Origin of the sequence: Citrobacter sp. RHB20-C16, assembly GCF_013890155.1 — a bacterium.
Lineage (GTDB): Bacteria > Pseudomonadota > Gammaproteobacteria > Enterobacterales > Enterobacteriaceae > Citrobacter_A > Citrobacter_A amalonaticus.
Genome location: NZ_CP057630.1, coordinates 2,858,547 through 2,872,517 on the forward strand (window position 1 = coordinate 2,858,547; position 13,971 = coordinate 2,872,517).

Consider the following 13,971-nt stretch of genomic DNA (forward strand, 5'->3'; position numbering starts at 1 on the left):
TTGTCATTATCGCAAGCGACCTCGGGCAAGATTGAGGCGTGATTCGCTCATTTGCATCGCATTCTGACTAACATGGCAGTGCGTAATGGCGATGGCCAACGCATCTGCCGCATCCGCCTGCGGATTCGCGGGCAGTTTCAGCAAGGTTCGCACCATGTGCTGCACCTGACTTTTCTCTGCGCTACCAATGCCAACCACCGTCTGCTTGACCTGACGTGCCGCGTATTCAAATACCGGCAGTTCCTGGTTGACCGCCGCCACAATCGCTACCCCGCGCGCCTGCCCCAGTTTGAGCGCAGAATCGGCGTTCTTCGCCATAAACACCTGCTCGATGGCAAAGTAGTCGGGCTGAAACTGGGTGATGATTTCCGTCACGCCGGCATAAATCAGCTTCAGGCGTGACGGAAGATCGTCGACTTTGGTACGAATGCAGCCGCTGCCGAGATACGTCAGTTGTCTACCGACCTGACGTATCACGCCGTAACCGGTGATGCGGGAGCCCGGATCAATACCGAGAATGATGGACATCACGCGCCTCCGGTTCTAACGGGATTAAGCCCCATCATTCTAATGTAGCGGCAACCTCATCAGAGATTTCACCGTTGTGATAAACTTCCTGCACGTCGTCACAATCTTCCAGCATGTCGATCAGACGCATCAGTTTCGGTGCGGTTTCCGCATCCATTTCCGCTTTGGTCGACGGGATCATAGAGACTTCAGAACTGTCGGCTTTCAGACCGGCGGCTTCCAGTGCGTCACGCACTTTACCCATCTCTTCCCATGCCGTGTAGACATCAATCGCGCCATCATCGAAGGTCACCACGTCTTCCGCACCCGCTTCCAGTGCCGCTTCCATAATGGCGTCTTCATCCCCTTTCTCGAATGAGATGACGCCTTTTTTGCTGAACAGGTAGGAAACAGAACCATCCGTGCCCAGGTTACCCCCGGTTTTGCTGAAGGCGTGACGTACTTCGGCAACGGTACGGTTACGGTTGTCAGACAGACATTCAATCATCACGGCAGTGCCGCCAGGACCATAACCTTCATAGATGATGGTTTCCATGTTCGCATCATCATCACCACCCACGCCGCGGGCGATTGCACGGTTCAGCGTGTCACGGGTCATGTTGTTAGCCAGCGCTTTGTCGATAGCCGCACGCAGACGCGGGTTCGCATCCGGATCGCCGCCGCCCAGTTTGGCTGCTGTCACCAGCTCACGAATAATCTTGGTGAAGATTTTGCCGCGCTTCGCATCCTGCGCCGCTTTACGGTGTCTGGTGTTGGCCCATTTACTATGACCTGCCATAAATATTTCCTCAAAAAAGCACGCCCTCTCAGGCGATGTTAATCACAAATTCTTCAATCGCCTGCCGGTTGCTCCATGACTTGGTGAGCGCCGCCGCAGCTGGCGCATCAAGCCACTGGTAGGCCAGATGTTCGCTAAAAACGATCTGACGCTCGTGCGGCAGCGCAAGGCAGAACCAGGATTCTGTATTGCGCAACACACCCGGTGCATAGCGATGACGTAAATGAGAAAAAATCTCAAACTCCACCGTGCGCTGACAGTCAATTAAGGTCAGTTGCTCAACCGCAACGTCAATGGCGACCTCTTCCTTTACTTCGCGCATGGCGGCCTGCGACGTGGTCTCTCCCTCTTCCACACTGCCGGTAACCGACTGCCAGAATTCAGGATCGTCGCGTCGCTGTAACATCAACACCCGTTTCGAGTCCTGCGCGTAGATAACGACCAGAACCGAAACGGGACGCTTATACACTTTATCCTTCACGCTATCTCGTTGTTGGCTGCCTTCGCTCATCCCATTCATAGTGTTAGCTATGATCATGGGAACTCACTCCGTTGCCGCCGCGAGGTAGCGCGAATGATTTCGTGCATATCAGCCATATCAGTATTTCTCTTCCTTCTTCACCACGTCGATACCCAGTTCAGCCAGTGCTGCCGGGTTCGCGATGCTCGGCGCTTCGGTCATCAGACACGCCGCAGCGGTGGTTTTCGGGAAGGCGATTACGTCACGAATATTATCGGTGCCGGTCAGCAGCATGGTCAAACGGTCAAGACCGAATGCCAGACCCGCGTGCGGCGGCGTACCGTATTTCAGTGCGTCGAGCAGGAAGCCAAACTTCTCACGCTGTTCCTGTTCATTGATGCCCAGAATGCCAAACACGGTCTGCTGCATTTCACCGCTGTGAATACGCACGGAACCACCACCGACTTCGTAGCCGTTGATCACCATATCGTAGGCATTCGCCACCGCGTCTTCTGGCGCCGCTTTCAGTTCTGCAGCCGTCATGTCTTTCGGTGAGGTGAACGGGTGGTGCATCGCGGTCAGGCCGCCTTCGCCGTCGTCTTCAAACATCGGGAAGTCGATGACCCACAGCGGCGCCCATTTCGTTTCGTCAGTCAGACCCAGGTCTTTACCCAGTTTCAGACGCAGCGCGCCCAGCGCGTCAGCCACCACTTTCTTGTTGTCCGCACCGAAGAAAATCATATCGCCATCCTGCGCGCCTGTGCGCTCAAGGATGGCTTCCACGATTTCCGCATTGAGGAATTTCGCCACCGGGCTGTTGATACCTTCCAGACCTTTCGCTCGCTCGATGACTTTGATATAAGCCAGACCTTTCGCGCCGTAGATCTTAATGAAGTTACCATAGTCGTCGATCTGCTTACGACTTAAGCTCGCCCCGCCTGGTACACGCAGCGCAGCAACGCGACCTTTCGGATCGTTCGCCGGACCAGAGAACACGGCAAACTCAACGGCCTTCAGCAGGTCGGCAACGTCCACCAGTTCCATCGGGTTACGCAGGTCCGGTTTGTCAGAACCGTAACGACGCTCGGCTTCAGCAAAAGTCATGACCGGGAAGTCACCCAGTTCCACACCTTTCACCTCATTCCACAGGTTACGCACCAGCGCTTCCATCACTTCACGTACCTGTTCGGCGGTCATGAAGGAGGTTTCCACATCGATCTGGGTAAATTCAGGCTGACGGTCAGCACGCAGGTCTTCGTCGCGGAAGCATTTGACGATCTGGTAGTAACGGTCAAAGCCGGACATCATCAGCAGTTGTTTAAACAGCTGAGGTGACTGCGGCAGCGCGTAAAATTTGCCTTTGTGTACACGCGAAGGAACCAGATAGTCACGCGCGCCTTCCGGCGTGGCTTTGGTCAGCATTGGGGTTTCGATATCGAGGAAACCGTGGTCGTCCATAAAGCGACGTACCAGGCTTGTGATCTTCGCGCGGGTTTTCAGGCGTTGCGCCATTTCCGGGCGACGCAGATCCAGATAACGGTATTTCAGACGCGCTTCTTCGGTGTTCACGTGGTTAGAGTCAAGCGGCAGTGATTCTGCACGGTTGATGATCGTCAGCGAAGAGGCCAGCACTTCAATTTCGCCGGTTGCCATCTCACCGTTGACGTTTTTCTCGTCACGCGCACGCACGGTGCCCGTCACCTGGATGCAGAACTCATTACGCAGTTCAGAGGCCAGCTTTAACGCGTCCGCACGATCCGGATCGAAAAACACCTGCACGATACCTTCGCGATCGCGCATGTCGATGAAGATCAGACTACCAAGATCACGACGACGGTTGACCCAACCACACAGAGTCACCTGCTGCCCCACGTGGGACAGACGCAACTGTCCGCAATATTCTGTACGCATGAGATATCCCTTAATTAGCCGCAGGCGGATTGTCGCCTGTCTTGCAGGCCACGATGTCGCAGCTTTAACTGTATGTCACAACTGAATGAAAAAAGGCGGCTATTATACTGGAAATTCCGCCGCACGATAAGCCCGGTACTGACTGTACGCCTGTTTCCTGGACGGGCATTGCGTATTCTCACAAAAAATAACAAAAATTGTCGCTCGTTACACACCCAATCGCGATTAAGGTGTAACGGAATTTCGATTCTTGACGGGAGTTATCATGTTACAACTGAACGCAAAAACGACCGCCCTGGTCATTATCGACCTGCAGGAAGGGATCCTGCCCTTCGCCGGCGGCCCTCATTCTGCCAATGACGTGGTGGCGCGCGCTGCCCGACTGGCACAGACGTTTCGTGCTAACGGCTCCCCGGTGGTTATGGTCCGCGTGGGCTGGTCTGATGATTACGCCGAAGCGCTCAAACAACCCGTAGATGCACAGGCACCGGCCCATGCGCTGCCGGAAAACTGGTGGACCTATCCGCCTGCGCTGGGCAAAGACGACAGCGATCTGGAAGTCACCAAGCGCCAGTGGGGCGCATTCTATGGCACGGATCTTGAGCTTCAGTTACGCCGCCGCGGTATCGACACCATCGTACTGTGCGGGATTTCGACCAATATCGGCGTCGAGTCCACCGCACGTAACGCCTGGGAGCTGGGTTTTAGCCTGGTGATTGCCGAAGACGCCTGTAGTGCCGCCAGCGCCGACCAGCATAAGAACAGCCTGACGCACATTTTCCCTCGTATTGCGCGAGTGCGCAGCACAGAAGAGATCGTCAACGCCTTATGATCTACATTGGCCTGCCGCAATGGTCGCACCCAAAATGGGTGCGTCTTGGCATCACCGGTCTTGAAGAGTACGCCCGCCACTTTAACTGTGTGGAAGGCAACACCACGCTGTATGCGCTACCAAAAGCGGAGATTGTGGCACGCTGGTACGCACAAACGACGGATGCGTTTCGTTTCTGTTTTAAATTTCCAGCGACCATTTCCCATCAGGCAGCTCTGCGCAATTGCGATGATCTGCTGCACGAATTCCTGACCCGAATGTCGCCGCTGGAAAGCCGCATCGGTCAGTACTGGCTGCAATTGCCCGCCACCTTTGGCCCACGTGATCTCCCTGCGCTCTGGCATTTTCTCGATGCCCTGCCACAGATATTTACCTACGGCGTCGAAGTCCGTCATCCTGAATTTTTCGCTAAAGGCGACGCTGAACAGCAGCTTAATAGCGGATTGCATCAGCGCGGAGTGAATCGGGTTATCCTCGACAGTCGTCCGGTACACGCGGCCCATGCGCATAATGAAGCAATCCGCGACGCCCAGCGCAAGAAGCCGAAACTGCCGGTACATGCATTAGTGACCGCGAACCATCCACTGGTGCGCTTTATCGGCAGCGATGATATGCGACAAAACCGGGCGTTCTTTGCCGACTGGCTAAAAAAATTACCGCTCTGGGAACAGGCCACCACACCGTATCTCTTTTTGCATACCCCGGATATCGCGCAGGCTCCGGAACTGGTCGATACCCTGTGGCAGGACTTGCGAGATGTTTTACCGGATATCGGAACTGCTCCGTCCATTCCACAGCAATCTTCTCTTTTCTGAAATTGCCACCTATCATAGACAGTGCCATCAGCCATTTTAAAGGGAGTTTGTATGGTAAGCGCGCTGTATGCCGTTTTGGGTGCGTTGTTGTTGATGAAGTTTTCTTTTGACGTTGTCCGCCTGCGGATGCAATACCGCGTTGCCTATGGTGACGGCGGCTTCAGTGAACTCCAGACAGCCATCCGCATTCATGGTAATGCGGTGGAATATATTCCCGTCGCGTTAGTGCTGCTGCTGTTTATGGAAATGAACGGCGCAGAAACCTGGATGGTGCATATTTGCGGCATTATTCTGCTCGTGGGTCGGCTGATGCATTATTACGGTTTCCATCACCGTCTGTTCCGCTGGCGTCGCTCCGGCATGAGTGCCACCTGGTGTGCATTGTTACTGATGGTGCTGGCGAACCTTTGGTATATGCCGTGGGAGTTGGTTTTCTCCCTGCATTAGCGCACAATACGCCACTTTATTTTTCCCGGATTTTTACGTTATGTCTCACCGCGACACGCTTTTTTCTGCGCCCATCGCCAGCCTGGGCGACTGGACCTTCGATGAACGGGTAGCCGAAGTCTTCCCGGATATGATCCAGCGTTCTGTTCCCGGCTATTCCAATATTATTTCGATGATTGGCATGCTTGCCGAGCGCTTTGTGCAGCCGGATACGCAGGTCTACGATCTGGGTTGTTCGCTGGGTGCGGCGACGCTCTCGGTGCGTCGCAATATCCATCATGAAAACTGCAAAATTATCGCCGTTGATAACTCCCCGGCGATGATTGAACGCTGCCGCCGTCATATCGATGCTTACAAGGCGCCCACGCCAGTTGAGGTTGTGGAAGGCGACATCCGCGCCATCACCATCGAGAACGCCTCAATGGTGGTACTGAATTTTACCCTGCAATTCCTTGAGCCGCCGGAGCGCCAGGCGTTGTTGGATAAGATTTATCAGGGGCTGAATCCGGGCGGCGCGCTGGTGCTGTCGGAAAAATTCAGCTTCGAAGATGCGAAAGTGGGCGAACTGCTGTTCAACATGCACCACGACTTCAAGCGAGCCAACGGCTACAGCGAACTGGAAATCAGCCAGAAGCGCAGCATGCTGGAAAACGTGATGCTGACCGATTCAGTTGAAACCCATAAAGCCCGCCTGCGTCAGGCCGGTTTTGAGCACAGCGAACTGTGGTTCCAGTGCTTCAACTTTGGTTCACTGGTGGCGTTGAAAGCTGAGGCAAGCGCATGATCGACTTTGGTAACTTCTATCAGCTGATTGCCAAAAATCATCTTGCCCACTGGCTGGAAACGCTGCCCGCGCAGATTGCCGCCTGGCAGCGCGATCAGCACGGTCTGTTTAAGCAGTGGTCAAACGCGGTGGAATTTCTGCCGGAACTGACGCCGTACCGTCTGGATTTATTACACAGCGTGACGGCGGAAAGTGAAGCGCCGCTGAGCCCGGGGCAGATCAAGCGTATCGACACCCTGATGCGAAATCTGATGCCATGGCGTAAAGGGCCATACTCGCTGTATGGCGTGAACATTGATACCGAATGGCGTTCTGACTGGAAATGGGATCGCGTACTGCCGCATCTGTCGGATCTGACCGGTCGCACGATTCTGGATGTGGGTTGCGGCAGCGGCTACCATATGTGGCGCATGATTGGCGCGGGTGCGCATCTGGCTGTTGGTATTGACCCGACGCAACTGTTCCTGTGCCAGTTTGAAGCGGTGCGAAAGCTGCTGGGGAACGATCAGCGTGCGCATCTGCTGCCGCTGGGTATAGAACAACTTCCGGCGCTGAATGCGTTTGATACCGTCTTTTCGATGGGCGTGCTTTACCATCGCCGCTCCCCGCTGGAGCATCTCTGGCAGTTGAAAGATCAACTGCTGAAAGACGGCGAACTGGTGCTGGAAACGCTGGTGGTGGAAGGCGATGAAAATACTGTGCTGGTGCCGGGCGATCGCTACGCGCAGATGCGCAACGTCTATTTCATCCCTTCCGCGCTGGCGCTGAAAAACTGGCTGGAAAAATGTGGCTTCGTTGATGTTCGCATCGCGGATGTCTGCGTGACGACGACCGAAGAGCAGCGCCGTACCGAATGGATGGTCACCGAATCGCTGGCCGATTTCCTCGATCCGAACGATCACAGCAAAACGGTCGAAGGCTACCCCGCCCCATTACGTGCCGTATTAATTGCGCGTAAGCCGTGATGTCATGGGTCGTAAGCCGGATAAGCGAAGCGCCTCCGGCCTATGGTTTCATTCATCAGCGAAATTTAGCGTAAAAAAAGGCCCCTGTTGAATGGGCAGGGGCCTGGTACGAGCAAGCATCATATTGGGCGACATGATGCAACGGTAAAATCATTTGGCCTGATGGCGAACAATGATTCCTTTCATTTCAGCAACCGACTTGCCGTCTACCGCATAGCGGGAATATTCATCCGCTTGCTTATCTGTCGACATTGACAGACCCTGATTGCGATAGCGCATAGGTGAAACCAGCAAGGTTCCGGCGGAGCTGTGTACTTCCCGTACTCCGGCATCCAGGAAACGCGGCAGATTTTCTGCGCGAACCCCCGCTCCGGCCATAATGATTGGAGCACCGGGGTGAGCAATAAGTTCAATAATATTTGCTAAACCTTGCACTGCATCTGATTTCTGCCCCGACGTCAGCACTCTGGCGACACCCAGTTCCGCAAGATTATGTAGTGCATTTAACGGATTAGCACACATATCGAACGCGCGGTGAAAGGTCACAGCCAGAGGACCTGCCGCGTCCATAATCTGCCGCATACGTGGCATGTCGACATGACCGTCAGGATCAAGAATGCCTGTCACCAGTCCGGGAAACCCCAGTTCACGTACGGTCCGTACATCGTCCAGCATCGCCGCGAACTCACCGTCGGTATAACAAAAATCTCCACCGCGCGGCCGAATGATCGGATGTACCGGAATCGTCACCGCCTGACGAACCGAGCGCAGCACGCCCAGTGATGGCGTTAAGCCCCCTTCTTTTGGCGCGGCGCACAGTTCAATGCGGTCCGCGCCGTTTTGCTGCGCCGTAAGCGCGCACTCCATGCTGTAACAACAGATTTCCAGCAATGTCATATTCACTCCTGTTGCTGTTCGCTGGCGACGATTGCCTCAATTGACCACGGGTGGAATTTGACGGTGACCTTCCCGTCAGTGACCGCCAGCGTCGGGTTCGGCAGACGTTCGTGTTCCCCTTTCGGTGAACTGGTTTTCACAAAAATGCCCGGCTGGCTCAGTCCGTCATCTGAAAGCAGCGCTAATGCACGGGCATTCAGGGTTTCAGGAGCGCCAGGCAGGACAATCTCAATGTGTTCCCACCCTTCATGAGGATACCGCTTTTCCCCGGGCCACGGCAGTTCCACAATGCTCAAGCGCCAGTGCGCGACGCACACCGGCTCATGCAATTTGAACAGACAAATTGGTCGCCCGTTGATGGTATTTTCCGACAGCAGCTCGCCGCATTGTTCAAATCCTCGACGCCAGCGTTCAGCAGTGGCGTTCTGATGACAACGCAGAGAAATGTGATCGGCCTCAAGCGGTGCAACATCCAGACCGAGGCGAGTGGAAAGTTCTGTGAACGCCTGAGTGAATCGCGGTAAATCTGCGGAAATATCATGCAGTTCGTCAATGGTCTGCCAGTTCGCCATAATAAGAGCTCTTATCGGTGTTCAAAGCCGCTAATTTACTCCGTTGACCTCTCGCAACCAACCGTAGATTGCAGGATTTGTGGTATGCATGCTTATGCACTCCTTTAACGCTTATTTTCTGTACGCGCTTACGGCTGCGCAGTGCTGACGCAGGGGGGCATTTGCAGTATACTCCCGCCCTTAATTCTTAAACTGGTGCGGTAAACATCAACCCGCTTCATCAACGTAAGGTATTCCGGTGAATATTCAGGCTCTTCTCTCAGAAAAAGTCAGTCAGGCCATGATTGCTGCAGGCGCGCCTGCAGATTGCGAACCGCAGGTTCGTCAGTCAGCAAAAGTACAGTTCGGCGACTATCAGGCCAATGGCATGATGGCAGTTGCTAAAAAACTGGGTATGGCTCCACGACAACTGGCTGAGCAGGTGCTGACTCATCTGGATCTGAACGGTATCGCCAGCAAAGTTGAAATCGCGGGCCCTGGCTTTATCAATATCTTCCTCGACCCGGCATTCCTGGCGGAACATGTGGAACAGGCGTTGACCTCCGATCGTCTCGGCGTGACTAAACCGGCGAAGCAGACGGTGGTTGTCGATTACTCCGCGCCAAACGTGGCGAAAGAGATGCACGTCGGCCACCTGCGCTCCACCATTATCGGTGACGCCGCCGTGCGTACCCTTGAGTTCCTCGGCCACCACGTTATTCGCGCCAACCACGTCGGCGACTGGGGCACTCAGTTCGGCATGCTGATCGCGTATCTGGAAAAACAGCAGCAGGAAAACGCCGGTGAAATGGCGCTGGCGGATCTCGAAGGTTTCTATCGTGAAGCCAAAAAACATTACGACGAAGATGAAGCCTTCGCCGAGCGCGCCCGTAGCTACGTGGTAAAACTGCAGGGTGGCGACGAATACTTCCTGCAGATGTGGCGCAAACTGGTCGACATCACCATGTCCCAGAATCAGATCACCTATGACCGTTTGAATGTAACCCTGACCCGCGACGATGTGATGGGCGAAAGCCTGTACAACCCGATGCTGCCGGGGATCGTGGCCGATCTGAAAGCCAAGGGTCTGGCCGTCGAAAGCGAAGGCGCCACCGTCGTATTCCTTGATGAGTATAAAAACAAGGAAGGCGAACCGATGGGGGTCATCATTCAGAAGAAAGATGGCGGCTATTTGTACACTACCACCGATATTGCCTGCGCCAAGTACCGTTATGAAACATTGCATGCCGATCGCGTGCTCTATTACATCGACTCCCGTCAGCACCAGCACCTGATGCAAGCGTGGACCATCGTGCGTAAAGCCGGTTACGTGCCTGACGCCGTGCCGCTGGAACATCACATGTTCGGCATGATGCTGGGCAAAGACGGTAAGCCGTTCAAAACGCGCGCAGGCGGTACGGTGAAACTGGCAGACCTGCTGGACGAAGCGCTGGAACGCGCCCGTCGTCTGGTGAGCGAGAAGAACCCGGACATGCCGGCAGACGAACTGGAAAAACTGGCCAACGCCGTCGGGATAGGCGCGGTGAAATACGCCGATTTGTCCAAAAACCGCACCACCGACTACATATTCGACTGGGATAACATGCTGGCCTTCGAAGGCAATACCGCGCCTTACATGCAGTATGCCTACACTCGTGTGCTGTCGGTATTCCGTAAATCCGGTCTGGATGAAAATGATCTGGCGAACGCGAAGGTACAGCTCAGCGAAGATCGCGAAGCGCAACTGGCTGCCCGTCTGCTGCAGTTTGAAGAAACGCTGACCGTTGTTGCGCGTGAAGGGACGCCGCACGTAATGTGTGCCTACCTGTATGACGTCGCCGGTCTGTTCTCAGGCTTCTACGAACACTGCCCAATCCTGAGCGCAGAAAACGAAGAAGTTCGTAACAGCCGCCTGAAACTGGCGCTGCTGACGGCGAAAACGTTGAAGCTCGGTCTGGATACTCTGGGTATCGAAACCGTAGAACGCATGTAAGCGATAAACAGAACCCGGCAAATGCCGGGTTCTGTTTTTTCAGGCTATCAGAAATACTTCCGCAAATACTCCGTCAGACACAGCATCGCCATCGCCTGGCCATAGGGCATGGAAGTCAGCGGAATCGCCCGGTAGAAGTCGAGATCGTGGCCCATGCCCGTACCGAAAGACGTTTGCAGCAACTCCCCTTGCGGGGAAATGTTGTGCACAATTCCACGAATCGCTTTTTCCGCCACCTCGGCATAGTCCGCACTGACATAACGCTTGCGCACCGCTTTTAAAATTCCGTAGGCAAATCCTGCGGTAGCGGAGGCTTCCAGGTAGGAGTGCGGATCGTCAAGCAGCGTGTGCCACAACCCGCTTTCATCCTGACAGTTCGCCAGCGCAGCAATCTGCGCATTCAGCACCTGTACCAGATAGCGGCGCACGGCGTTATTTTCTGGCAGGTCCACCAGTTCGAGGAAGTCCGGGATCACAATGGTCAGCCAGCTATTGCCGCGTGCCCAACGGGCACTGGCAAAGTTATGATGCCCGTCGTAATTCCAGCCGTGGAACCACAGGCCAGTCTCCCGGTCCATCAGATTCTGTACGTGCAGCAAAAACTGATAGGTCGCCTCTTCCACATATTCAGGACGCTTAAGCAACTTACCGATTTTCGCCAGTGGCAGCACCGTCATCATCAGGGTGTCATCCCACATTTGCTGATGGTTCTCTTCCGCCAGCGTGATGTGCTGCATACCGCCGTGATCGGTGCGCGGCATCTCATACATCGCCCATTCCGCCCACGCGTCAAGCCACGGCAGATAAGCGGGATTACGCGTCTCCTCGTAGCGATACGCCAGAGTCAAAAATGGTGCCATCGTGTTGACGTTTTTGGTGGTGGTCCCTTCAGCAAAACGGTCAGCAAACCAGTTGTCGATGATGTCGCGTATCGTTTCGTCGCCGGTCTGCTGGTAGTACTGATACATCCCGTACAGCCCAACGCCGTGCGTCCATTCCCATCCTGCCCAGCCTTTGGTGTCTATCACACGTCCGTCGTCAAGGCGCAGCAGAAATTGACCCGTCTCGTCCTTAATGTTCACCAGATTGGTCGTCACCGTCTGAATTAACGCTTTCAGCGCTTCCCGTGAGATAAACCGTTCCGGCTGACGCAGTAACGAGCTATGTTTGACAGGCCAAACCTTCATATCTTTACCCTCTGTGATAAGTCGAATTCCATATCGCAGCCTGCTTCAGTGAAGGAGCCGCGGGTTTATTACGATTCAGGTAACCAATATTGTTGTTACCCCAAAGTGATTCATACGGCAGCCCGGCAAGCATCTCGACGGTGGCGCGTGCCTGTGGGGTAATACTTTCCGGCATTGTGCGACCGGATTCGCGCATTTTCACCGTCTCTTCACGCAGCGTGCTGTGGGTCTGCAAATTCAGTTTGAAGCGCAGGGAGACCAGGAAGCCACAGGCCAGCACCAGCAGCGTACCGCAACTGAGAATCAACAGAATGGTATGGCTGACCGCTTCAGGCTGCGTGCTCTGCCCTGAAACAAAGCCCGACATTTGCATGACAATCCCAACCAGCATCACCGCCCCTGCCTGCGACGCTTTACGCGTCAGGGTCATGATCCCGGCGAAGATCCCTTCGCGGCGCTGACCGGTAATGACTTCATCGACATCCGCAATGTAGGTGTTCCACGGAACGTAGTTGATACCGCCGCGGCCCAGCCCAGCCACCGCAGAAACCAGCAGCAACAGAGAGTAGATGTCGCTCAATCCGGCGTAGTAAAGCACCGCGTAAGAGAGCGAGCTCAGACCGAACAACACCACGACCATTCGATAGGACGGCGCGGGCCCAAAACGGATGCACAACGGGATCATGGCAATAACCGCAATGAACTGGAAAATCGCCATCGTACCGAGCAAATTCGACGCCATTGACGCTTCCTGCATCAGGACAAACACCACATAGTAAGTAAAGACGGCGTTGAACACGTCCTGCGCGATGTAACCGCCGAGATACATCCCCAGATGTTGACGGAAAATCTTAATCCGCAGTGTGGAACTCAACTCTACGAACAGGCGGTTCATGCTCTGGCTGAACGTCAGGCTCTTTTTCTCTTCTTCCGCCCGCAGCGCCGCTTCCGTCCACTCTTCACGCGGGCGTTCCCAGGTAAAGAACCAGACAAAAGTCAGCATCAGTGCGCACAGCACTGAGAACACCAGGCTTGCATAAAAGAAGGAGATGGGGTTGTCCTTGCCGAAGGCGGTTAACAAAATGCCGGGCAGGAAAGAGGCCAGAATGGCGGACATTTGCGCCATTCCGATACGCGCGCCGGAAAACTTGGTTTTCTGTTTGAAATCATCGGTCATCTCCGGCACCAGCGTTTCGTAAGGCACCAGAATCATGGTATAGACGATATCAAACAGCAGATAGGTCAGCAGGTAATACCAGAATCCCATGTCCCCTACCCACATCAGTGAATAGCTGAATACACATGGGATCCCCAGCAAGATAAAGAATTTACGCCGACCAAAGCGTTTACCGAGCCAGGTGGAACCGAAGTTATCGGTCAAAAAGCCCATCAGCGGACTGACGACAGCATCAAGCACCCTTGCAGCCGCAAAGATGAAGGTCGCTTCGATAGGAGAAAGCCCGCAGAACGTCGTATAGAAATAGAGCAGCCAGGCTGCCGTGAGCGCCGTGGTGCCTGCTCCCAGAAAATCGCCTGAACCATAGGCGAAATAATTCACCAATCCAATTTTACGTGTTTTCATTGCCGTTAACCCTGCAAATGGTTGGGGGACTCCCGGCCGTTTGGCTGCGCCAAAGGAGTTCTTACACGGCTACAGTAAGAGCTTACAAAGTGGGATACCTTTTCGTTTTTGCCACCGGTGAGAGTGAAATGGCAAAAACGCAAAGAGACCGGCAACGCGTGTCACCGATTTATAAAACAGCGTTTCTTTTCAATCAAAAGGTAAGGTCAAAAATGAGAGTCAGGCAGCAGTTTAGCGTACT

The 13,971-nt window shown here is 54.5% G+C and carries 14 protein-coding genes; 6 read left to right on the plus strand and 8 right to left on the minus strand.

Translation table 11 applies throughout. The annotated features are described in order from the left end of the window. Window positions 1–6: 6 nt before the first annotated feature. The 4 genes from ruvC to aspS all read right to left on the minus strand — a co-directional run bounded on the left by ruvC (window position 7) and on the right by aspS (window position 3,677). Window positions 7–528 (minus strand): crossover junction endodeoxyribonuclease RuvC, encoded by a 522-nt coding sequence (gene ruvC / locus HVX64_RS13690; RefSeq protein WP_000022509.1) that lies wholly within the window; start codon window positions 526–528, stop codon window positions 7–9. Window positions 529–562: 34 nt separating this feature from the next. Then, window positions 563–1,306, minus strand: coding sequence for a YebC/PmpR family DNA-binding transcriptional regulator (locus HVX64_RS13695; RefSeq protein ID WP_043000357.1), 744 nt, complete (start codon window positions 1,304–1,306; stop codon window positions 563–565). A 28-nt stretch (window positions 1,307–1,334) separates the two neighbouring features. Next, a complete protein-coding gene (nudB, locus tag HVX64_RS13700) occupies window positions 1,335–1,787 on the minus strand; it encodes a dihydroneopterin triphosphate diphosphatase (protein ID WP_044257809.1) in 453 nt (150 codons plus the stop codon). 117 nt (window positions 1,788–1,904) lie between these two features. After that, a complete protein-coding gene (gene aspS / locus HVX64_RS13705) occupies window positions 1,905–3,677 on the minus strand; it encodes an aspartate--tRNA ligase (RefSeq protein ID WP_044257628.1) in 1,773 nt (590 codons plus the stop codon). Between the two features lie 265 nt (window positions 3,678–3,942). Here aspS and HVX64_RS13710 point away from each other — a divergent pair, with 265 nt between their 5' ends. From HVX64_RS13710 to cmoB, 5 genes are read left to right on the plus strand one after another with little or no spacing between them, the layout of a single operon-like run. After that, window positions 3,943–4,509, plus strand: coding sequence for a hydrolase (locus tag HVX64_RS13710; protein ID WP_044257627.1), 567 nt, complete (start codon window positions 3,943–3,945; stop codon window positions 4,507–4,509). Beyond that, entirely contained in the window at window positions 4,506–5,324 is an 819-nt protein-coding gene (locus tag HVX64_RS13715) for a DUF72 domain-containing protein (protein ID WP_044257626.1), read from the plus strand. The genes HVX64_RS13710 and HVX64_RS13715 overlap by 4 nt, the downstream gene beginning before the upstream one ends. A gap of 51 nt (window positions 5,325–5,375) precedes the next feature. Then, a complete protein-coding gene (locus tag HVX64_RS13720) occupies window positions 5,376–5,771 on the plus strand; it encodes an MAPEG family protein (RefSeq protein WP_042318401.1) in 396 nt (131 codons plus the stop codon). Window positions 5,772–5,811: 40 nt separating this feature from the next. Next, on the plus strand, window positions 5,812–6,555 hold the full coding sequence (cmoA, locus tag HVX64_RS13725) for a carboxy-S-adenosyl-L-methionine synthase CmoA (protein WP_043000353.1): 744 nt from the start codon (window positions 5,812–5,814) through the stop codon (window positions 6,553–6,555). Then, on the plus strand, window positions 6,552–7,520 hold the full coding sequence (cmoB, locus tag HVX64_RS13730; RefSeq protein ID WP_044257625.1) for a tRNA 5-methoxyuridine(34)/uridine 5-oxyacetic acid(34) synthase CmoB: 969 nt from the start codon (window positions 6,552–6,554) through the stop codon (window positions 7,518–7,520). The genes cmoA and cmoB overlap by 4 nt, the downstream gene beginning before the upstream one ends. A gap of 150 nt (window positions 7,521–7,670) precedes the next feature. On the opposite strand, the gene cutC is transcribed toward cmoB, so the two are convergent. Together cutC and HVX64_RS13740 are read right to left on the minus strand one after the other, a co-directional pair. Continuing rightward, the gene (gene cutC, locus HVX64_RS13735; RefSeq protein ID WP_043000351.1) at window positions 7,671–8,417 is read right to left on the minus strand and encodes a copper homeostasis protein CutC; all 747 of its coding nucleotides are present in this window, start codon (window positions 8,415–8,417) and stop codon (window positions 7,671–7,673) included. Window positions 8,418–8,419: 2 nt separating this feature from the next. Continuing rightward, entirely contained in the window at window positions 8,420–8,989 is a 570-nt protein-coding gene (locus tag HVX64_RS13740) for a VOC family protein (protein WP_044257624.1), read from the minus strand. A gap of 238 nt (window positions 8,990–9,227) precedes the next feature. Between HVX64_RS13740 and argS the strand changes: the two genes are divergently transcribed. Next, entirely contained in the window at window positions 9,228–10,961 is a 1,734-nt protein-coding gene (gene argS, locus HVX64_RS13745; RefSeq protein ID WP_044257623.1) for an arginine--tRNA ligase, read from the plus strand. Between the two features lie 47 nt (window positions 10,962–11,008). Here argS and HVX64_RS13750 read toward each other — a convergent pair whose 3' ends face one another. Both HVX64_RS13750 and HVX64_RS13755 read right to left on the minus strand, forming a co-directional pair. Further along, on the minus strand, window positions 11,009–12,148 hold the full coding sequence (locus HVX64_RS13750; protein ID WP_044257622.1) for a glycoside hydrolase family 105 protein: 1,140 nt from the start codon (window positions 12,146–12,148) through the stop codon (window positions 11,009–11,011). 4 nt (window positions 12,149–12,152) lie between these two features. Beyond that, window positions 12,153–13,730, minus strand: coding sequence for an MFS transporter (locus HVX64_RS13755; protein WP_181825034.1), 1,578 nt, complete (start codon window positions 13,728–13,730; stop codon window positions 12,153–12,155). Window positions 13,731–13,971: the final 241 nt, after the last annotated feature.

Bases quoted from the DNA above. Each gene is read 5' to 3' on its own strand.
- HVX64_RS13710 (WP_044257627.1), top strand. From the start codon at position 3,943: ATGTTACAACTGAACGCAAAAACGACCGCCCTGGTCATTATCGACCTG.
- cutC (WP_043000351.1), bottom strand. From the start codon at position 8,417: ATGACATTGCTGGAAATCTGTTGTTACAGCATGGAGTGCGCGCTTACG.
- HVX64_RS13715 (WP_044257626.1), top strand. From the start codon at position 4,506: ATGATCTACATTGGCCTGCCGCAATGGTCGCACCCAAAATGGGTGCGT.
- cmoA (WP_043000353.1), top strand. From the start codon at position 5,812: ATGTCTCACCGCGACACGCTTTTTTCTGCGCCCATCGCCAGCCTGGGC.
- HVX64_RS13720 (WP_042318401.1), top strand. From the start codon at position 5,376: ATGGTAAGCGCGCTGTATGCCGTTTTGGGTGCGTTGTTGTTGATGAAG.
- HVX64_RS13750 (WP_044257622.1), bottom strand. From the start codon at position 12,148: ATGAAGGTTTGGCCTGTCAAACATAGCTCGTTACTGCGTCAGCCGGAA.
- HVX64_RS13740 (WP_044257624.1), bottom strand. From the start codon at position 8,989: ATGGCGAACTGGCAGACCATTGACGAACTGCATGATATTTCCGCAGAT.
- ruvC (WP_000022509.1), bottom strand. From the start codon at position 528: ATGTCCATCATTCTCGGTATTGATCCGGGCTCCCGCATCACCGGTTAC.
- aspS (WP_044257628.1), bottom strand. From the start codon at position 3,677: ATGCGTACAGAATATTGCGGACAGTTGCGTCTGTCCCACGTGGGGCAG.
- HVX64_RS13695 (WP_043000357.1), bottom strand. From the start codon at position 1,306: ATGGCAGGTCATAGTAAATGGGCCAACACCAGACACCGTAAAGCGGCG.
- cmoB (WP_044257625.1), top strand. From the start codon at position 6,552: ATGATCGACTTTGGTAACTTCTATCAGCTGATTGCCAAAAATCATCTT.
- HVX64_RS13755 (WP_181825034.1), bottom strand. From the start codon at position 13,730: ATGAAAACACGTAAAATTGGATTGGTGAATTATTTCGCCTATGGTTCA.